The 20,664-nt window shown below is 63.0% G+C and carries 17 protein-coding genes; 2 read left to right on the forward strand and 15 right to left on the reverse strand.

Annotated elements, in window-relative coordinates; genetic code table 11:
* Positions 1-420: 420 nt before the first annotated feature.
* Positions 421-1,515, reverse strand: a complete 1,095-nt coding sequence (locus CLV65_RS06980; protein WP_144441840.1) for a YcxB family protein — start codon at positions 1,513-1,515, stop codon at positions 421-423.
* A gap of 190 nt (positions 1,516-1,705) precedes the next feature.
* On the opposite strand from CLV65_RS06980, the gene CLV65_RS08760 reads away from it, so the two are divergent.
* On the forward strand, positions 1,706-1,870 hold the full coding sequence (locus CLV65_RS08760) for a hypothetical protein (RefSeq protein ID WP_157847249.1): 165 nt from the start codon (positions 1,706-1,708) through the stop codon (positions 1,868-1,870).
* Positions 1,871-1,908: 38 nt separating this feature from the next.
* On the opposite strand, the gene CLV65_RS06985 is transcribed toward CLV65_RS08760, so the two are convergent.
* From CLV65_RS06985 to CLV65_RS07025, 9 genes are all read right to left on the reverse strand, one after another.
* A complete protein-coding gene (locus CLV65_RS06985; protein WP_094690665.1) occupies positions 1,909-3,237 on the reverse strand; it encodes a class I SAM-dependent RNA methyltransferase in 1,329 nt (442 codons plus the stop codon).
* Positions 3,238-3,291: 54 nt separating this feature from the next.
* The gene (locus tag CLV65_RS06990; RefSeq protein ID WP_244569088.1) at positions 3,292-4,200 is read right to left on the reverse strand and encodes a DUF3159 domain-containing protein; all 909 of its coding nucleotides are present in this window, start codon (positions 4,198-4,200) and stop codon (positions 3,292-3,294) included.
* A gap of 6 nt (positions 4,201-4,206) precedes the next feature.
* Positions 4,207-5,109, reverse strand: coding sequence for a DUF3710 domain-containing protein (locus CLV65_RS06995; protein ID WP_094690666.1), 903 nt, complete (start codon positions 5,107-5,109; stop codon positions 4,207-4,209).
* Between the two features lie 106 nt (positions 5,110-5,215).
* Positions 5,216-6,073 (reverse strand): exodeoxyribonuclease III, encoded by an 858-nt coding sequence (locus tag CLV65_RS07000; protein WP_094690667.1) that lies wholly within the window; start codon positions 6,071-6,073, stop codon positions 5,216-5,218.
* A gap of 50 nt (positions 6,074-6,123) precedes the next feature.
* Positions 6,124-8,202, reverse strand: a complete 2,079-nt coding sequence (locus tag CLV65_RS07005) for a dipeptide ABC transporter ATP-binding protein (RefSeq protein WP_094690668.1) — start codon at positions 8,200-8,202, stop codon at positions 6,124-6,126.
* A gap of 55 nt (positions 8,203-8,257) precedes the next feature.
* Complete coding sequence (locus tag CLV65_RS07010; protein WP_094690669.1) at positions 8,258-9,253, reverse strand: ABC transporter permease; 996 nt, start codon at positions 9,251-9,253, stop codon at positions 8,258-8,260.
* 14 nt (positions 9,254-9,267) lie between these two features.
* A complete protein-coding gene (locus tag CLV65_RS07015) occupies positions 9,268-10,194 on the reverse strand; it encodes an ABC transporter permease (RefSeq protein WP_094690670.1) in 927 nt (308 codons plus the stop codon).
* Between the two features lie 6 nt (positions 10,195-10,200).
* Positions 10,201-11,859, reverse strand: coding sequence for a peptide ABC transporter substrate-binding protein (locus CLV65_RS07020; protein WP_094690671.1), 1,659 nt, complete (start codon positions 11,857-11,859; stop codon positions 10,201-10,203).
* A 182-nt stretch (positions 11,860-12,041) separates the two neighbouring features.
* On the reverse strand, positions 12,042-13,364 hold the full coding sequence (locus CLV65_RS07025) for a tyrosine recombinase XerC (protein ID WP_244569089.1): 1,323 nt from the start codon (positions 13,362-13,364) through the stop codon (positions 12,042-12,044).
* 26 nt (positions 13,365-13,390) lie between these two features.
* Between CLV65_RS07025 and CLV65_RS07030 the strand changes: the two genes are divergently transcribed.
* Positions 13,391-13,675 (forward strand): DUF6725 family protein, encoded by a 285-nt coding sequence (locus tag CLV65_RS07030; protein ID WP_094690672.1) that lies wholly within the window; start codon positions 13,391-13,393, stop codon positions 13,673-13,675.
* 89 nt (positions 13,676-13,764) lie between these two features.
* Here CLV65_RS07030 and CLV65_RS07035 read toward each other — a convergent pair whose 3' ends face one another.
* The 5 genes from CLV65_RS07035 to typA form a co-directional block, all read right to left on the reverse strand.
* A complete protein-coding gene (locus CLV65_RS07035) occupies positions 13,765-14,799 on the reverse strand; it encodes a prephenate dehydrogenase (protein ID WP_244569109.1) in 1,035 nt (344 codons plus the stop codon).
* The gene (locus CLV65_RS07040) at positions 14,796-15,995 is read right to left on the reverse strand and encodes a prephenate dehydratase (RefSeq protein ID WP_094690673.1); all 1,200 of its coding nucleotides are present in this window, start codon (positions 15,993-15,995) and stop codon (positions 14,796-14,798) included. Before CLV65_RS07040 ends, CLV65_RS07035 begins: the two co-directional genes overlap by 4 nt.
* Positions 15,992-16,651 carry a hypothetical protein gene (locus CLV65_RS07045; protein ID WP_094690674.1) on the reverse strand — a complete coding sequence of 220 codons (660 nt, stop codon included), beginning with the start codon at positions 16,649-16,651 and terminating at the stop codon, positions 15,992-15,994. Before CLV65_RS07045 ends, CLV65_RS07040 begins: the two co-directional genes overlap by 4 nt.
* Positions 16,652-16,719: 68 nt before the next feature.
* Positions 16,720-18,315, reverse strand: coding sequence for a nuclear transport factor 2 family protein (locus tag CLV65_RS07050; protein WP_094690675.1), 1,596 nt, complete (start codon positions 18,313-18,315; stop codon positions 16,720-16,722).
* Between the two features lie 349 nt (positions 18,316-18,664).
* Positions 18,665-20,599 (reverse strand): translational GTPase TypA, encoded by a 1,935-nt coding sequence (gene typA, locus CLV65_RS07055; RefSeq protein WP_094690676.1) that lies wholly within the window; start codon positions 20,597-20,599, stop codon positions 18,665-18,667.
* Positions 20,600-20,664 lie beyond the last annotated feature (65 nt).

The raw sequence follows: 20,664 nt of genomic DNA on the forward strand, positions 1-20,664 counted from the left end.
ACATGTCCCGGCTCGATGACAATCTGCAGGAAGCGAACTGATCATCGCGCCATGGACGGGCATGATCCAAAGTGCGCAACCTTTCGGGCACTACCAAAACAAGCGGCTCCAATCGGGGAAATACGATGCAGATTCCGACAACCGTTGCACCAACCGATATCGTTATCGTCGTCAAAGCCCAAGGTCATAAAGGATTGAGGAAAGAAGCCTTTGCTGCTCGGCATTCGCACACTACCTGCTGAACATGTCAAAGTGAGATTCTTCCTCTGACGGCCTTCCTTCAAAATCATCCTCACGGGCGGATTCCTGCGCTTGGCAAGGTGGTTGGTGTATTTCACAAAAATCGGTAACAACGACGGCAGGAGATTGAACAACAACAGATTTTCAAGAAAGTGGTCTCGCTAATACGGGCTTGCGAAATCAGGAAGAATCATCCGATTCTAAATCGTTATGCATCGTCTGATTCTCCGCATTCCGCGCCGCTTCCCATTCCTCCTCGCTGATGTTCGGATCCGTATCTTCGGAATCCGTCATCGGGCGAAGATAACGCAGATAGAACGGTCCCGCGCTTGTATAAAGTAAATCCTTGGTCCCCGAACCAGAAGGCACTTTAACCGTATAGGTACCGTTTTCATTCCGGAACTGGTCCGGAACATTGAGGAAATAAACGAATGTCGTACCCCCGATGGCCAGCACCAGAACCATCGCGATAACGCATGCTACGCCATTCAGGATAATCTTCTCGGCCAGTTTTCTGTTGCTCCTCTTATTCTTTCGAATCATAGCAATCACTCCGCAGACCACAACGACAAGCCATAGGAAAGCAACAAAACAGTACAGAGCATTCACCCAGCTCCTGATAACATAGGCATCATCGAAATCACCCATCTCCGCAATAGCATCGTCCGGCTTGTTATATTCGATATTCGTGAACACCGTTGTCAGTGTCATAGAAACCACGAGCAGCGTGAGGAGCCCCTTGGAAGCAGCATTCTGTCGTCTCGTAACATGCTCCCGCAAGAATGCGTTGAGTTCGCCATTCTCTTTACCGATAATGAATGTCTCGCCAGTGGAAATGGAAAAATAGAAGGCATGCTTCCCCTCAAGCGCATGATTCAGCTCGTCATATCGTATCCTGTACTCGGATTGTGCACTGTGTTCCTCAAAACAGTCTTGATGAAATGTAAAATGCTGGACCTGTCCTATGAAGCCATTTCTCTCACAAGCATTTCCGTTCCGATGCGCTATCCAGAACCATGGTAGGAGAGCAAGCGGCACCGCCAGCGCCATCAGAATATATCCTTCAATACCATTTCCAGCAGCGAGAACGGCATCTGACATCAGCAGAAGAACCGTCATGATTGCGATGCCACTCCTGACGGCGGTCTTCTTTCCCACTTCCCGATTCATGGTTCTTACCGCATCTCCGGTGACGATGGTCTCGGAAGTGAACATCGGAGGCTGTTCGTCAGTTCCAGGAGTTGGTTGACGGCCTACGGAGATGTTCGTATACATTCCTTCAGCTTAGTACCAAAAGTGCATAGTCTCTCGCCGGCGCATGACCAGGCGATCCTCGCCATTGCGTCAAGATACGCCATGGCGATTCCATCGCCCGCGCACCCGGTTCGCCGTTACCGCTCATGCATCATGTTCCCGCTTGATTCGACTGAGCCTGCGCACTCCGCGCACGACCATGACGATTGACATGACGCAGATAACGGCGCACGTGCCGACGCCCACACACACGCCCATCGTGTGCTTGAAACCCCGGGTCGCTGCGAACGTGGAGATCATGGACGATTGGAGAGAGAACAGCGACACTGCGGCGATGGCAACGTTGATTGCGGTGCGACGCGGCGTCGTACCTTGATCGGTATCTTGATCGATCAGCGACCAAGATGGCCCTGGTCAGTCCTTCGCGAACAGCGCCACGGTCTCCACGTGATGGGTCATGGGATAGATGTCGTAGGCGCGGATATCGGCCAAGCGGTATCCGGCGGCGGTGAGCGTGGCGGTGTCGCGAGCCAAGCTGGTGGGGTCGCACGCCACGTAGATGATGCCGCGAGGCGCGGCTGCGGCGATGCGACGGCACACTTCGGCGCGGGCGCCGGCACGCGGCGGATCAAGCACCACGAGGTCAGGATGCGACAAGCGCGAGGGGACGGTGCGCAGCGTGCGCGCGACATCCCCTACCAGCGCATCCACGGTGCGCACATGGTAGCGATCGAGGTTGCGCTGGGCATTGCGCACGGCGTTGGCAGCGCCCTCCACGCTGAGCATGCGCACGCGCGGGGCGGCAGTCAGAGCAAGCGGCAGGGTGAACAATCCCGAGCCCGAGAACAAATCCCAAATGCACGCGGTCGTAGTGCCGCGCAGCACTGTTGCCGCAAGGTCAAGCACGTGCTGCACCAGCAGGTTCGGCGCCAGGCGATGCACCTGCCAGAAGCCGCCGCAATCCACGCAATAGCTGAAACGCGCGGCGCTCTCAGCGCCCGGAAGCGTCACATCCACATCCTCCGTGAGCAGACGGCGGCCGTCCCGCTGCCTGCCATCGACCATGAGGGCGTAATCCGACGCGTCGGCATCAGTGCGGTGTGCGTCGGCCGTGGCGCGAGCGTCAAACGGCGTCGCACCCGCCCCTTCCCTGGGTTCGGGCGCCACCACGCGAATCTGGCTGCCGGGTTCGAACCCACCCTGCCACAGTTTGGTCTGCTCCGCCACGTCGAGCAGGGTTTCGGTGGCCAGCGGCATGTCATCAATGGGCACGCGCACATGGCTGCCGCGACGGCGCATGGAAGGCATGCCTTCCTCGTCGGCGATGAGTTCGATGCGGGTGCGCCAGTGAAGCCCGCCCTTCGCCTCGTCGCCGGGAGCACGCACCACCTGCACGTCGGTGTCCACATGCCCCAGGCGTTTCATCTGGTCGTCGATGACGGATTTCTTCCATGCGAGCTGCCCCGGCAGCGACACATGGATGAGATCGGCGCCGCCGACTCCCCCGCCCTGTGCGATGGGGCCGGCGAGCGGCCACGCGGGCTGCACACGCTCAGGGCTCGCCTCGAGCACCTCGGTGACCTCGCCGGTCCAGAAACGGTCGGCGCGGTCATGCGGTTCGTCAAGGGTGACGCGCACCTTCTCACCCGGCAGGGCGAAGCGCACGAACACGACGCGCCCATCCACATGCCCCACACAGCGGCCTTGGTCGGCATAACGTTCAATCGTCATTTCAACGTCCATGCGAATCTCCGTCCTTCTCTCCTACTGTCTATTCAATCTGCTGGCAACTGTTCGTCACAGATCCCGGGGTTCTTCCACACCTCTGGAATCTGTCGAATCCTTGCGGCCTTCAGAATCTTCGGGCTCCTTGGATTCCTCGGACTCGCGCCCGGATTCCTCAGCCCCGTGCCCAGTCCCCTTGACTTCGGAATCCCTCTCGCTTTCCCGCTCGCGATGCTCATGCAACGGGGTGCCGATGATCAGGTACGACACCCAGCACACCAAGGCGAAGAGCGGCACGCCAAGCACAAGGGTCACGGTGCCGAGCACACCCACGTTCCCGCTGAAATACAAGGGCACCTGGAATGCATCGCGCACCACGAACATGGCGATCCACACCCATGTGGCGATGGTGTAGGCGCGCAGCAACGCAGCATCCCCATGCCACGCGCGGTACCAGGCGCGCAGCCCGTCCGCCGGGGGTCGCCGCACGAATTCGACGATGAGACCGATCCCCGGGGCGCGGAACGCCTGGCTGGCGAGCAGCACCACCGCCCACACGGCGTTGATGATGCATCCGGGCAGGTAATAGTTGCGCGCATCGTTGCTTTTGTATGCCGCATACAGGCAGATGAGCATCATGACGACGCCTGACAGCGCGCCTGCAATGGTCTGTCGTTGCGCAAGGCGCGCCAGCACTTCGAGGGCGCACAGCGCCCCGCACACCTTCACCGTGAGCGCCAAGTCCCGCGTGGCGAGGAACACCACGAGGAACACCAGGCTGGGCAGCACGGATTCGATGACGCCGCGCACCCCACCGATGGAATCGATGACGCTGAAATCCTCGGAAGCGAGCGAGGCTATGCCCGAACGGCGTCCTGAAGCATCAGCGGCACCAGCTGCACCAGCGGAATCCGTGGTGCTGGCGTCCACCGCTTCAGGGCACTCACCCAGCATGGGGGTGCGCGAAGGTTCATCTGCCATGAGCGTTCAGCGCATTTCGGAGAACATCGGGCCGCGGCGCAGCGTCGTCTGTACCTTGTGCGACTGGTCGTAGCTCTGCGGCACGTCGGTGTCGTCCTTGATCTCGGACTTCTTCTTGGCTGCCTTCGCCGCGGCGGCAGCATCGGCACGACGCTGAGCAGCGGTCTTGGGAGGCAGAATCGGGATGATGTCGCGCGGGGCGAGCGGCGCGTCGCCGCGGCGCACGATGATCTGCGCGAAATAATCCTCGAGCGCCTTCTTGTTGTCGCTTTCGCCGTCGGCAGCGTCACCCGTGAAGATGCCGCGCAGCAGCCACCGGGGACCGTCCACGCCCACGATACGGGTCATCATGGTCTTTCCCTTGACAGCAACCGGCAGCATCACCTCGTCGCCGAAACGACCTTCCTGGACCTTCGCGCTCTTGTTGGCGTCGAGAAGCTCATCCGACATATCGTCCCACAGGCCCAGCGTCTTGGGAGCGGCGAACGGCACGATCTCGATGGCGCCGTCGCCCAGCTGCACGGTGATGGATTCGAGAGGGCTGGGAGACTGCGGATCCTGCGAGCGCTTGGCGCGGATCGTCAGGCCTTCCACGAGCGGCAGGAACATGGAGCCGAACGAGATGTAACGGTCATCGTCGTCGGGGTCGATGCCTTCGTCGTCATAATCCCACGGACCTTGGGTGAGGTCGATGTCACCAGCCTCATCGGCGTCGGCTTCGGCTGCGACGTCCTCATCGGCCGCGGCGTCCTGTGCCTCATCGGCCGGGGCTTCGGCGGCGTCCGCAGCCTGGGCATCCTCGGCTTCAGTGGAGTCAGCGTCCTTGGCCTGCGTCTCGTCGGATTCCTGAGCAGCGGCATCCTCGTCGCTTGCCTTGTGCTTCTTCTTTCCGAAACCGAAAAGTCCCATTGTCATTCCTTTGCATGGTGATGTGTCTTACGCCGCTGCCCGGTGGCGCGGCGACCACAGCTATTGTGCCACATAATCCTGAACGTTGCGGGGGCAATCGCCGCCTTCACACGTCGTAGCGGATTGTCAGCGGCGCATGGTCGGACCAGCGCGTGTCGTAGCTGTCGGCCTTGTCGATGCGGAAGCCGCGCGCCTGCTCGGCGAGCTCCGGCGTGGCGAACTGGTAGTCGATGCGCCACCCCACGTTGTTGTCGAACGCCTTGCCGCGCTGGCTCCACCAGGTGTATGGCCCCTGTATGTCGCCGGCGAGCGCGCGCATCACGTCAACGAACTCAAGCTCGTCCAGCCACTTGTCGACATAGGCGCGTTCGGCGGGCAGGAATCCGGAATGATCGATGTTGGCCTTGGGACGGGCGATGTCGAGCTCGGTGTGGGCGATGTTGAAGTCGCCGCACAGCACGCACTGCCTGCCGCCGTGCGCCGCTTCGTCGCGCAGCTGCCCCATGCGGGTGAGCATGGTGTCGAGGAAGCGGTATTTCTGCGTCATCTTCGTCTCGTCCTCCGCTTGGCCGGCGTGCACATACACGCACACGACGGTGATCGTGTAGCCTTGCGGGGTCGTGACGTCCTCTTCGATCCAACGGCCGGAATCCACGTCCTCGGTAAGCCCTGGCAGACCGTAGCGGCGTTCCTTGACGGGAAGCGTCGTGAGCAGTCCCACGCCGGCGCGGCCTTTGATGCGGCACACCTCGTCCATGCGTTCGAGGCGCGCGGGCGCATCGATCTTGCCGGCGTCGGCGTAATCCACCGCGAGCGCGTCGAAGATCGGGTCGATCTCCGTCTGGGGCGCGCGTACCTCCTGCATGCACCACACGTCGGGGGTGTGCTCGCTCGCCCAGTTTTCGAAGCCTTTGCGCCGCGCGGCACGGATGCCGTTGAGATTGGACGTCGTGATGTCGATCATGGTGTCTCCTTACCGGCCTGCGCCGCCGGATTCGTCAACGTGTCAGTGTGTCAGTCCAGGCCAAGTTTCAGCTTGCCACCGGGGATGGCGTCAAGCAAGGCGCGCGTGTAGGCGGTCTTCGGATTGCCGAACACCTCGTCGGTGGTCGCGTGTTCCACGAGCTTGCCGTGCTGCATGACGACCACGTCGTCGGCGATCTGGCGCACGACGGCGAGGTCGTGCGTGATGAACAGGTAGCTCAGCCCTTGTTCGGCCTGCAGGTCGTTGAGCAAGCGCAGCACCTGGTCCTGCACGAGCACGTCGAGGGCGGAGACCGCTTCATCGCACACGATCACGTCCGGGTTGAGCGCCATGGCGCGTGCGATGGCGATGCGCTGGCGCTGGCCGCCGGAAAGCTCGTTGGGGTAACGGCTCATCGTGGCCTGCGGCAGCTGCACCATGTCGAGCAGTTCCTTGACGCGCGCCAGACGAGACTTGCGGTCGCCGATATGGTGGATGCGCAGCGGCTCCTCGATGGAACGGTAGATCGAATACATCGGGTCGAGCGAACCATAAGGATTCTGGAACACCGGCTGCACGTGACGGCGGAATTCCAGCAACTGCTTCTTGTCGAATCCGCTGATGTCGCGGCCTTCATACAGCACGGTGCCGCTCGTGGGCTCGAGCAGGTGGAGCACCATGTTGGCGACGGTGGACTTGCCCGACCCTGATTCGCCCACGATGGCGCATGTGGTGCCGCGGCGCACGGTGAACGACACGTCGTCGACGGCGCGGAACATCTCCTTGCGGCGCGGCAGGCGGAATTCCTTGACCAGGTTCTTCACTTCGATGACCGGACGGGCCTGGGCGAGCTCGGAAGCGTCCTTGGCCTCATGGTCCATCGACGCATCCGCAGCCGCGTCGTCTCCCCTGCTGTGCGCGGAGATGATGCGCTGCGAGGCAAGCGAGGGAGCCGCCGCCACGAGACGCTTCGTGTAGGGATGGCGCGGATGCTGGAGCACGTCGAGGCTGGGGCCGGATTCGACGACCTGCCCCTTATACATGACGACGATGTGCTGGGCGCGCTCCGCGGCGAGACCCAGATCATGCGTGATGAACAGAACGGCGGTGCCCAGCGAATCCGTGAGGTCATGCAGATGGTCGAGGATGCGCTTTTGCACGGTCACGTCCAGCGCGGACGTCGGTTCGTCGGCGATGAGCAGGTCCGGCCTGCCGGCAAGGCCCATGGCGATGAGCACGCGCTGGCGCATGCCGCCGGAGAACTCGTGCGGGTATTGGCGTGCCCGCACCGCAGCGTCGGGAAGCCCCGCCTCGGTAAGCAGTCCGGCGATGCGGTCGTTCATCGTGGCGCCCAGCACATACTTGTCGCCGATGGCGCGGGCATCGGCCTGCGCCACGCCATGCTTGGCAAGGTCGCGCACAACGGCGCCGCGCGTGATGGAGCCGGCGTCCCATTCGGCGTCGAAACCTGCCATCACGTGGTCGATGTCGGCATCCGTGGCATCGGGGTTCGCGGCGCGCACGGCTGCGCGTGCGGCGTCCATGAGTGCAGGGCGCTGCACGGAGCCAAGGAACAGCTCGTCGTCCGCCTGGTCCTGCCCCGCCGGCGCACCTTCAGCACCAGCGATGCCCTGGACGAGCGCAGAGCGCTTCTCGCGCTTGACGCTCATGCCGTTGGCTTCGATGGCTTCCTTCACCTGCGTGCCGATGCGCCACACGGGGTTGAGGTTGCTCATCGGGTCCTGCGGCACGAGTCCGATGCGCCTGCCTCGGATCTGTTCGAGCTGCTTGGCGCTGGCGTGCGTGATGTCCTCGCCCTGCAGGCGGATGCTGCCGCCGGTGACGCGGCCGGTGCCGGGCAACAGGCCGATGACGGACATGGCGGACGTGGACTTGCCCGATCCGGACTCGCCCACGATGGCCACCCACTGGCCTGGATACACGGTGAAGCTGGAGTCGCGCACGGCGGTGACCGTGCCGGCGCTCGTGGTGAACTGGACCTGAAGGTCCTTGACTTCGAGCAGCGGCTCGGGGGTTTGCTCCTGTGCGCCTTGCACGCCTTGCACGCCGTGGCTGTCGTGCTCGCGGGTGTGCTGATCCGCGGGATTGTGCGAAGTGGTGTCGGTCATGATTCGTCCTTAACGTTCCTCAACGTGATGGTCTGCAATGAATCAGCAAAAGGCTTCACAGCGTGCGGCTCTTGGGGTCGAGCGCATCCCTCACCGCGTCGCCCATCATGATGAACGACAGCACGGTGATGGCGAGCGCCAGCGACGGCCAGAACAGCACGGCCGGGTCGACGCGCAGCAGGTTCTGTGCGGCGGAGATGTCGCCGCCCCAGCTGACGACGGTGCTGGGCAGGCCGATGCCCAGGAAGCTCAACGTGGCTTCCGAGACGATGTATGTGCCCAGCGACGTGGTGGCGACGACGATGACCGGCGCCAGGGAGTTGGGGATGACATGGCGGAACAGGTTGCGTACGCGGGATGCGCCGAGCGCCCGGGAGGCGGTGTTGAACTCGAGGTTCTTGGCTTCCATGACGGAGCTTCGCGTGATGCGTGCCACCGACACCCATCCGAACAGCGCGAGCACGAGCACGACCTTCCAGATGGATTCCGACGTGCGGAACATCTGGAGCACGACGATGGCGCCCAGCAGCAGCGGGATGGCGTAGAAGATGTCGGTGATGCGGCTGAGCAGCGCATCGACCCAGCCGCCGAAGTAGCCGGCGAGCGCTCCGATCAGCCCGCCCGCCACGACGACGAGCAGCGTGGTGAGCACGCCCACGGACAGCGAGGCGCGCGTGCCATAGACGGTGCGCGTGTAGACGTCGCAGCCTTGCAGGTCGTAGCCGAAGGGATGGCCCGGGCCGCTGGGATCGAGCGAATGCTCAAGGTCGCAGTACGTGGGGTCGCCTTTGGTGAACAGCGTGGGGAAGAGCGCCACGAGCAGCACGAGCAGGATGAGCACGGCGGCGATGATGAACAGCGGGTTGCGTCGCAGCGTGCGCCAGGCTTCCGCCCACATGCTGGTGGCGGGCGCGGATTCGTCGATGCTGTCAACCGCTTGCAGCGGCGTTTCATCGGCGGGTGCCACATAGCGTTCCTGGCCAGGAAGCGTGCGCAGGGCCTGTGCCTTGGCGGATTGGGATGCGGATTGGGATGACGTGGTGTCGGTCATGGGTACTCCTCCTCTCACGCGTACCGGATGCGCGGATCGAGCACCGCGTACAGAAGGTCGACGATCAAATTGCAAACGACGAACACGAGCACGAGCAGCGTGACGATGGAGACGACGAGCGTGCCTTCGCCGCGCAGGATCGCCTGCCACAGCGTGTTGCCCACGCCCTGGATGTTGAAGATGCGCTCGGTGATCATGGCGCCGCCCATGAGGCTTCCCAGGTCCGCGCCCAAATAGGTGACGACGGGGATCAGGGAGTTGCGCAGGATGTGGCGCATGGTGACGGCGCGGTTCGACATGCCCTTGGCGCGTGCGGTGCGCACGTAGTCCGCCGTCTTGTTGGAGGCCACTTCCGTGCGCGTGAGGCGGATGATGTATGCCATCGACACCGATCCGAGCACGCACGCCGGCATGAGCAGGTCAAGGAACCCGGGGTTGCGTCCGGCGGTGACGGGCAGGATGCCCCACTTGACGCCGAACAGGTACTGGAAGACGAAGCCGGTGACGAACGTCGGCACGGAGATGAGCAGCAGCGAGACGATGAGGATGACCGAATCGCCCCACGTGCCTTTCTTCAAGCCGGCGATGATGCCGAAGATGATGCCGAACACGCCTTCGAAAACGAACGCCATGAGCGCCAGGCGGATCGTGACGGGGAACGCCTCGCCGATCACGTCGATGACGGGCCTGCCGGAGAACGTCATGCCGAAGTTGAGCGTGAGCGCGTTCTTGAGGAACAGCACGTACTGGACGATGAACGGCTTGTCGAGGTTGTATTCCTGGCGGATCTGCTCGCGCACCGCGTCATTGACCGGCTTCTCGCCGAACATTGCGGTGACCGGGTCGCCCGGCAGCGCGAACACCAGCGCGTAGATGAGCAGCGTCGTGCCGATGACCACCGGGATCATCTGCAGGATGCGCCGTGCAATGTACTTTCCCATGCGTTGCTACTCCTTCGTGACGTCTTTCGTAACGTCCTGCAGAACCGGCATGTTCATCCAGTTCGTCTCGACGTTGTTCACGCCTATCGCGCTGACCATCGCGGCGTTGGCGTAATACAGGGGCACGGCGGGAAGGTCCTTGAGCAACAATTCCTCGCCCTGCTGGTAGTACTTGTTGGCTTCGTCGACGGACGATGCCTGCGCGGCCTTGTCCATGAGCGCGTCGAAGTCGGGGTTCTTGTAATCGCCGTCGTTCGAACCGTTGCCGTCCGCCGCGGCGGAATCATACAGCTGCACGAGGTAGTTGTCGGCGGCGGGGTAATCCGGCTGCCATCCGGTGCGGAACGGTGTCTTGAGCTGACGGTCGGTGACTTCCTTGCGGAATTCCGAGAACGTGGCGATCGGGTTCGTGGTGGCGTTGATGCCCAGGTTGTTGGAGATGAAGTGCGCCACCGCCTCATACAGGCTCTTGGCGGCGTTGTTGTCGGCGTTGTAGCTGAACTTGAGCACGTCGGTGTCGTTGTCCCACGGGTTGATGGCGTTCGCTTCGTCCCACAGTTCGCGCGCCTTGTCGGGGTTGTACGAGAGCACGTCCGCCCCCTGGAGGCTGGTGGAATACCCGGGGGTGACCGGCGATAGGAAGTCTGTGGCGGGCGTCGCTGTGCCGCCGAGGATCTTCTTGCACAGGGTGTCGCGGTTGATCGCCATCGACACCGCCTGGCGGCGCAGGTGCCCTTCTTCGTCATTGCCGAAATGCGGCATGTCGGAGGGGAACGTGAACGTCTGGATGACGGAACCGGGGTTGTTGACCGCCTGCACGGTCGGGTCGTATTGGAACGTGACCGCGGATGACGAGGGAATCGCGTCGAGCAAGTCGAGGTTGCCGGCCTGCACGTCGGAGTACGCGGTGTCGATGTCCGTGTAGATCACGAAGTCAATGCCGTCGTTCTTCGCGGGGAACGCGCCATGGTAGGAATCGTTGCGTTCGACGAGGATGTCCTGGTTGTGGGTCCACGACACGAACTTGTAGGGGCCGTTGCCCACCGGGTTGCTGCCATAGGCGTCCGGGTCGGCGTAGAAGCTTTCGGGCAGCGGATAGAATGCGTTGCCGCCCAGCATGACCGGGAACGTGGAGGATGGTGCGGTGAGCGTGACCGTGAACTCGTAGTCCGAGATGACCTTGAGGCCTTCCAGCTGCTCGTCCGAGGGCTCATTGCCGCTCTGGAGCTTGTCATAGCCCTTGATGGGCGCGAAGAAGCTCGCCTCCATCTGCGCGTTCGTGGCATTGGCGGTGTAGCTCCACGCCTTGGTGAAGGATTGCGCCGTGACAGGCGTGCCGTCGGTGAACGTCCAGTCGTCGTTGAGCACGATGTCGAACACCGTGTTGTCTTTTTGGGGCGTGATGGACTTGGCAACTTCGTTGACGGGATTTCCGTCCTTGTCGTATCCCACAAGCCCCGCATACAGCATCGTGATGACGTGACCGCCGCCCGTCTCGTTCGTATCGCCTGGAATGAGCGGGTTCTGCGGTTCGCTGGCATAGTAGCTGATGATCATCTTGCCGTCGTCGCGCGACGCGGATTGCGATCCGGAACACGCTCCCAAGGGCAAAATGATGGCCATGACACAAGCGGCCGCTGCGACAAGCTTGGAACGCAAGCGCATATTCTCCTCCTGCAAGCCTCTGTTTGCATGCCTTGGCGCTGCCTTGGCCCGCAAACCTCGGTGCGCACGCCGCTTTCGTCTCGCCGCATGCGCCAAGCCGGTCTCACCGGCATCTGGATTTTCGCCAGATATAACGTTGTGTCAACCTACCACGGGGCGTACCCGAACGCAGTGATATGAAATCAAGCGCGGGGGAATGCCTGCCGGTAGGTGGCACGCAATTGGTCGATGGAGACGTGCGTGTAGCGCTGCGTGGTGCGCAGCGACGAATGGCCGAGCAACTCCTGCACTTCGCGCAGATCCGCTCCCCCGCTCAACAGATGCGTGGCTGCCGAATGCCGCAGCGCGTGGGGCGACACGTCAGGCACATGCGCCTGTTGCGCCGCCTTGTGCACGGCCTCTCGCGCCTGCCGTTGGTTGAGACGACCTCCCCGTGCGCCTAGGAACACGGCATTGCGGGCATCCGTCGCCTTGGCCGTGCGCTCGCCCTTGGGGCTCCGGGGGCTCCGGATGTTCTGGGGGTTCTGGCTGCCGTTGCCGGCGTTGCCGGCGTGCGCGGCGATGAGCGGACGCCCCGTGTCCAACCATTCCTGCAAGGCGCGGGCGGCGGGCGCTCCGAAAGGCACGACGCGCGTCTTGTTGCCTTTGCCTGTCACGCGCATCGTGCGTTGCGAGAAGTCAATGTCGGCGATGTCGAGTGACACAAGTTCGGCGACTCGAATCCCCGTGGCATAGAGCACCTCGACGATCGCCGCGTCCCGCACTTCGATCGCTTCCTCAAGCTCAGCGGTCCGGGCGACCGCCGTCGTACCACCCTTTGAACGAGACGCGTCATGCCCCGCCCGCCTGACACTGCCTGCCTGCCTGACACTGCCCGACCGTGGGTTTCCTGCCTGCGCGGTGTCTTCGGCTTGTGCAATTCGTTCGGCTTGGGCGGCGCGCGCATCCGCGGCATCCATCATCGCGCGCGCCTGCTCCGGCGTGAGCACCGCAGGCAGCGTCTGCGGCAGCTTGGGCGTGGTGAGGCTCTGCGCCGGATCGGATGCGATGATGCCATGCACCGCGCAATATTCGAAGAAGGATCTCACCGCCACGATTTTGCGCGCCATGCTTGATTTGGCATGGTCACCAGCCTCGGACGCGATCCACGTGCGCAGATCGTCGAGCGTGACGTCGCCCAAGGCACGCACCCCTTGGGATTCCAATGCGTCAAGGCACGCGCCGATGTCCGAGGAATACGACTTGATCGTATTGGCCGACAGCCCCTTATTGATTCTTTGATAGGCCAGGAACGAGTCCAGCGCGGCATCGGCATCCGCCAGCCCCCGCTGAACCGACAGGGGCTGCGTGTCCGCCAACCGCCCCGCCACCGGAATGCGCTGCGTAGGCGGCATCTGCTCCATGACCCGAATGCGCTGCGTGGGCGGGATACGCCCGCTGCGTCCACTGGATCCACTGGGGCCACTGAATCCGCTGCGTCCACTGGGCACATTGGATGCATTCATGCCGCGTTCCTCCTATCGTGAGCTACATGACTTCTTTCGAAGATACGCCTCAACCACATCCCCCGCTTCCGGCGACGATACCGCAGGGCGCGCGCATCGTCGTGCGCACGGACGCAGGAATCGACGAACGCACGGGACGGCGCACCTACCGCGACTTCCTAGGGCACGTGGTCTCGTGGAACGGCACGACGCTCGTGCTGGACCGCGATCCCTCCGCGGACGGACGCCGCCCCGCCGCGCAGGTCACCATCGACGCCTCCTCCATCGTGCGACTCAAGCCCATTCCCGAGCGGCGCGCGCACCGCTTCTGACGGACGAGTCAAACCCTGGCCTACGGAGCCCAAGGCTATGGGAAGACGGAGCGAAGACGGGACGAAGACGGGACGAAGACGGGACGAAATCAGTCGTCCACGTGCTGCCACTGCACGTCGAATGCGCGGATGCCCCGCACACGCGTGATGCGCTCGCCACGGCGTGCGGATTCGACGAGTTCATGACGCCAGGAGCGCGATGTCACCGTCAGTTCGTCCGAATCCATCGGCCGTCCATCACGCTGCGCCTGTTTGAACCGGCGGTAGGGGTCGGCTTTGCGGAAGAATCCGGTGAGTTCAAGCCCATGGTTGTCAGGGTCATCGAGCAAATCCGCCACATCGGTGAGCCTTTGCGCCATCTCGCGCACCAGCGCGGCGACGTTCGCGGGGTTCTCTTCCACCATCGCCTGCGTGCGGTCGGGATCGGTGAGCGCCACGCGCGTCATATCGCGCCATGAACCCGCTGACAATGCCGCCGCCACGTTGCATTCGGGCGAATCCTGCAAAAGGTTCACCATCGCCGTCGCCACGACATGCGGCATGTGGCTGATGGTCGCGGCCGCCGCGTCATGCGTGGCATTGTCCAAACCGATGAACGTGTTGCCCAAGGTGTCGGTGATGATGCGCGCCATGAGCAGATAGCGCAGGTAGTCGGTGGTGTCGTCGAAGGTGATCGCCCACAGCGCCGAATCCAGCAATGCGGCGCTCGACGACTGGAATCCGGAGAATTCGGAGCCCGCCATCGGATGCGCGCCCACGTACTGGCGACCCAATCCCGCCGCCACCACTGCATCGTGCACGCGCGTCTTCACGCTACCCACGTCGCTGAGCGTCGTCGCCGGCGGAATGTGCGGGGCAATCACGTCCAGCATGTCTTCCATCGCCCGCAGCGGCGTGCACAGAAACAACACATCAACGCCGGACATGGCGAGGTCCTCAAGGGAATCGACACATTCGATGCCCGCGGCGCGCGCATCGGCATACGGGGTGTCGTGATGGTTCCAGGCGAGCGTGCGCACACCCGCCTGCGCAAAACGCCGGGCGAGAGATCCCCCGATCAGCCCCAGTCCGGCGATGCCCACGCTCAGGGTGGAAAGGTCCTTGTTCAGCCCGTCCACGATCACTTCCACAGCAATTCCTCCTCCGCCTTGATTGCGGCGTCCTCTCTCATAGTCATGTAAGTCTTGTCACCCGGCACAGATGCACCTGATGCCGATACGTCCGACACTGATTCTGCCGGCGCCGAAGTGCCCTGCGATGCAGCTCCCAGAGCCACATAATCGCCGGGCCCCACACCCCCTTCGGGGAGCATCCACGCGCTCACCGGCGGATTGGGCCGGGTGAGCCGGGGATACACCGCAAGGGTCTTCGCCCATGTGGAGGCCCCTGTCAGGTCGCGCAAAATAGTGCGGAACACCGGCTTCCACGGCGCCGAGTCAATCGTAGCGACGAAGCTGTAAGTGCCGTCGCGTCCCTTGATGGGGCGCGAGATGAAGCTCGTCATGTTCAACCCCGCGTCTCGCAGCACATCCAGCAAGTCGGCGACCACACCAGGACCGGTACTCAGAGGCACAAGCCCCAGGATCGACTCGTAATCGTCCGGGTCGTCGCCATCCGCCGCACGCACCGCCCGCAGGTATGCATGGCCTTCGGCACGGGGCGCGATGACGAGGAATTCCGTGCGCGCACCTTGGAAATCCTGCACGCCGCGTTCCAAAGTTTCCAAGCCATACAGCCGTCCGCACAGGCTGGGGCCCAACGCCACTTGGTTGCGCGTGACGTCGCGGCATCCGGCAGCATTCGAATCAGCGGGGCGAATCGCCAGACCCCTGCGTCGGATGAACCCCGAGCATTGCGCCAATCCATGCGGATGAGCGGTCGCTTCGGTGAGCGCGCCATGATCGGGACGCACGAATGCGTCGAAGCTCACATCCACCGCCACCCTCTCGATGCCAAGCACCGCGCGGGCATCCAGCAATGCGTCGAGGTTGGGCACCACATAGCCTTCCACGTTGTTTTCCCATGCAACGATGCCGAATCCATCGCCGTTCTCGACGTGTTCGAAAATCTGCGCGGCGGTGTCCGCGGGTTGGGCTTCGAACGCCGTGCCGCAGATGGCCGTGAGCCTGGGGATCACCGCCATGGCGGCCTGATGGGTGAATGTTCCGCGCGGACCAAGGTAATACAAGGTGCGTCGGGCGGCAGCATCATGGCTATGAGCGTCGGGGCGCCCACTCGTGCCGGGGCGTTCGCCTGCATTGGGGCTCTCGCCTGTGCCGGAATGGCTGTGCGCGTCAAGCTGTGCATGTGCAAGGCTCATGAGCGGCTCGCCTCGCTTCGTGCATCGCCGTCCGCAACGCCTTCCGCATCGCTGGCAACCCGGTCAGTCGTCACGGCGTTCCCATCTTCATCGGTTTCATTGGCGGCAGCATCAGCATCGGCGGTATCGATGTCATCGTCAGCATCGGCGTCACCATCAGCGCCGACGGAATCCTCCCTTGGTTCAATGACGAACGCTGCGCGGGGCAGCAAGGCGATGACGATCTGCACCGCCGCGGCGCCATACAGCCACAGGTACGAGACCTGCTGCCCGATCCACGTGGGGAACAGCGACGTGCCGCCCACCATCAGGTAGGTGCGGCCGCCATTGAAACTGGTCAGTTCCATCAGCACCGCCAGCGACGTGATGAAGTGCATGGCAAGCCCCCATTCGCCGGTGCGAGCGCGAGCGCTCCATGCGGACACCCCCATGATGGCCAGCGCGAGCACCAAGCCGTAGGGAATGTTGTGGCGCAGCCCGGCGCGATGGGCCATGGTGCCCAGCACCGCGGCGACGACGGCGCTCACGATGGTGACTGTGATGGCGAGCGCCGTACCGTGCCGGTAGCTCCACGGCAGGCGTGCGGGATCCGTGTCGCCTTGCGCGCCGCGGAAAATGCGCGGGCTCTTGCGTTGCGTTTCATCGGCATTGCTCATACGTTCCAGTATGCCCCCAGCCGCGACCTATGGGGCTCGTGACATGGGGCAGGCGCCGCGCGCATGCATCACAGCTCGACGGTGATTACGCCGTCCTTGATGGTGAACTCGCCGTATACGGGTTCGTCATATGACTCCCCGTTATATGACTCCCCGTCGAATAAGTACCCTCCGAGCATGTTTTCGTCCCCGGAATACTCATATGTGATTGGCAGTTTCCCGATGAACGTGCCCCGCACCGCGCCCGCTGGCACTGGTTGGTCTGCATCGCCGTAATCCAGTGAGTTGACCGCATCGGAAGTGACAAGAGTCACGTCATCCGCCGTCAGCTCCATGTCGCCGGTGACGGATGCCGTGATGCCACTGACGCTGCCCAGACCGATGGCGGAGCATTCGCTGCTGCTGTAGTTGCCTGCCGACAGTTGGGCGAAGCACGCTTCGTATTTGCTGCGCACCTGTTGTTTGATCTGCGCCACGAGCTCATCGGTGGGAGTTGCGCTGAACGTGATGGTGGGTGCGGTCGATGACGTGACCGCGGCGGTGCCATCGACCGTGACGGAGAGATATGTCGAATCCGCCGTCGCGGAACCTGCATAGACGCCGGGGTATGCGGCGAGTTCAATGGTGTCGGTGTCCGTCAGATCGTATCCGTCTTGGTAACGAGACAGCCCTGATCCGCTGGCGGAGTTGCGGGAAGCGTCCCATGCATTCGCCGAGCTCACCTGTTTGCCATTGACGCTCACCGTGCCCACGGTGTCAATGCCCTTCAGTTTGAGGGTGAAAAGCAGCGAATCCGTGAACTTCCATTCGCCATTCGTTTTAATGCACGAAATCGTGTTCGTGTAAGGCAAGCCGTTGAGGGTGAATGTGACATCGTAGCTTTTGCGCGTGCGTGAGTTTCCCTTGTCAGCGGGCTTGATGGTGAAATCACTGATGCGCTGCGACGGATCGGTGACAGCATCGTTGGCGAGCAGCACAGCCTGGTCATCGGTGAGGGACGCCCCGTTGCCGCCTTCCATCGCCCGTGCATCCGCGAAACGTCCCTCTTTGAGAGCGGTCATGTATGTCTCGATTTTCGCCTGAGGAGTGTCGAGTCTGGATTGCACGGCATTGACTCCCAGCATGGCGGCGATGACGGCAACGATGACGATGAGTGCGATGATGGCTTTCTTCGCGCCGGTGCCCTTCGGCTGCTGCCGCGAAGCGCCTTCAGGGGCGTGGAACTGGGGATAGGCGGGCGTGACGACAGGCTGGCCATACGCCGGCTGGTATGTTTGCGTGCCCAACGATGGGAGTTGGTTGGCGGCTGCCTGCGGGTCGGTCCATATATATGCCTGGCTGAGAAATGGCGAGGCGGGCTGAAGCATGGCAGGGGCGGTGGCGGCATCTGCAGGAGCGCCATAGACCTGCGCGCCATAAACCGGAGCGCCGGGCATCGGCGCACCATAAGCGGGCGCACCATGAGCCTGCGCACCATATGTTTGCGCACCGTAAGCTTGCGCACCGTAAGCCTGCACACCATCAGCCGGGACAGCGGATGAATATGACTGGGCGGGATTCAACGCGAAATTCCCCGAACCGTCCCGAGAGATTCCATCACCGAACGATCCACTCACATTGGTCGCGTCACCGCCGACACCTGCGGACTGGTAAGAATCATCCATCGTTGTCTCCCTTGCGTTCGTCTGGCCGGCGTCCCTCTCTGCGGGGTTAGCTCTCAGCGCCGATTTTTTCGGAGTTATCCCCGGCGTCAGCTCTCCCCTGTCGCCAAAAGCATGGCTCCTCATCGAGTGTCTGCAAGCACGCCGTCAGCATTACATTACCATCAGCGCACACATCAGCACGCAGGGAAAATGCGCGCCATCGTCGGCGCATATGCAAAACCGCCGGCCGATGCACCCCTGTAAGGATTGGGATGCACGGACCGGCGGTGTGTGCAGCGATGTGTGCAGCGGCATATGCAGCAGTGCGGTCACCGACCGACCGCCGCTGGCGAATCCACCGTCAGCGGACTCAGTTGTTGTTGGCAGCGGCCTTGTTGGCGCGGCGCTGCTTGGCGTTCCACTTGTACCATGCCTCGCGGTCGAGGATAATCTTGCGCACGCGCACGGATTCAGGCGTGACCTCGACGCACTCGTCGTCGTTGGCGAAGTCAAGCGACTCCTCCAGGCTCATCTGGATCGGCGGGGTCAGGGTTTCGAGCACGTCAGCAGTGGAGGAACGCATGTTGGTCATGTGCTTCTCGAGCGTGATGTTCACGTCCATGTCACCGGGCTTGTTGGCAACGCCCACGACCTGGCCTTCGTACACCGGCGACTGCGGCTGCACGAAGAAATCGCCGCGCGCCTGCAGGCGCTGCATGGCATACGGGCTGGCCTTGCCCTGGCGGTCGCACACCATGGAACCGTTCTGGCGCACCACGATGTCGCCTGCCCACGGGGCGTAGCCGGCGGAGATGGAGGCGGCGATGCCCGTGCCGCGGGTCTTCGACAGCAGCTGCGCGCGGAAGCCGATCAGGCCGCGGGACGGCACGGTGAATTCCATGCGCACCCAGCCGGAGCCGTGGTTCGTCATGGAGTCCATGCGGCCCTTGCGGGCTGCCATGAGCTGCGTGATGTCGCCCATGTATTCCTCGGGGCAGTCGATGGTCGTGTTCTCCATAGGCTCATACACCTTGCCGTCCACGAGCTTGGTGACCACCTGCGGGCGGCCGACGGTGAGCTCGTAGCCTTCGCGGCGCATCTCCTCGGCGAGCACGGCGAGGGCGAGTTCGCCACGGCCGCGCACCTCCCATGCGTCAGGGCGTTCGGTGGGCAGCACTTCGATCGACACGTTGCCGATGAGCTCGCGGTCAAGGCGGTCCTTGAGCATGCGGGCGGTGAGCTTGTGGTCCTTGCCCTCGGTGCCGGCCAGCGGCGAATCGTTGGTGCCGAAGGTCATGGAGATTGCCGGCGGATCGACGTGGATGAGCGGCAGAGGCTTGGGATCGTTGGGGTCGACGATCGTCTCGCCGATCATGATGTCGCTCACACCGGCGATTGCCACGATGTCGCCGGGGCCTGCGGTCTGCGCGGGCACGCGGTCAAGGCCTTCGGTGCGCAAAATCTCGGTGAGCTTGAAGTTCTCGATGGATCCGTCGACGCGGGACAGGCCGTACTGCTTGCCCTTCTCGAGCGTGCCGTTGTAGATGCGCACGAGGCCGAGGCGGCCCAGGTAGTCAGAGGCGTCGATGTTGGTCACGTGCGCCTGCAGCGGCGCGCCTTCCTCATACTCGGGGGCGGGGATGTTCTTGAGGATGCATTCGAACAGCGGCTCGAGGTTGTCGTTGTCGGGCAGGGCGCCGTCAGCCGGCTGGTTGACGGATGCGTAGCCAGCCTTCGCCGCGCAGTAGATCACCGGCAGGTCAAGCAGGGAGTCGAGGTCGAGGTCCACGCCTTCCTCGGTGACGTCCTGCGCCAGGCCGAGCAGCAGGTCGGACGTCTCGGAGACGACTTCGGAGATGCGAGCGTCGGGGCGGTCGGTCTTGTTGATGCACAGGATGACCGGGAGCTTGGCCTCGAGGGCCTTGCGCAGCACGAAACGGGTCTGCGGCAGCGGGCCTTCGGACGCGTCGACGAGCAGCACGACGCCGTCGACCATGGAGATGCCGCGCTCGACCTCACCGCCGAAGTCGGCGTGGCCGGGGGTGTCGACGACGTTGATCGTGATGCCGTCGGGCTCGCCCATCTTGGCGGCGAGCGGGCCGGTGTAACGCACGGCGGTGTTCTTGGCGAGAATCGTGATGCCCTTCTCGCGCTCGATGTCACCGGAGTCCATGACACGGTCAGGCACTTCCTCACGCTCGTTGAACACGTGGGATTGCTGGAGCATTGCGTTGACGAGCGTGGTCTTGCCGTGATCAACGTGTGCCACGATTGCCACATTGCGAATGTCCGAGCGAACAGCCATCTGTACCTCTTTCTGATTCCTGCGCCGACTGCCCGATGTGGACTCCCCTCTCTTGGCGCACTGCG

Origin of the sequence: Pseudoscardovia suis (assembly GCF_002797875.1) — a bacterium.
Classification (GTDB): Bacteria; Actinomycetota; Actinomycetes; order Actinomycetales; family Bifidobacteriaceae; genus Pseudoscardovia; species Pseudoscardovia suis.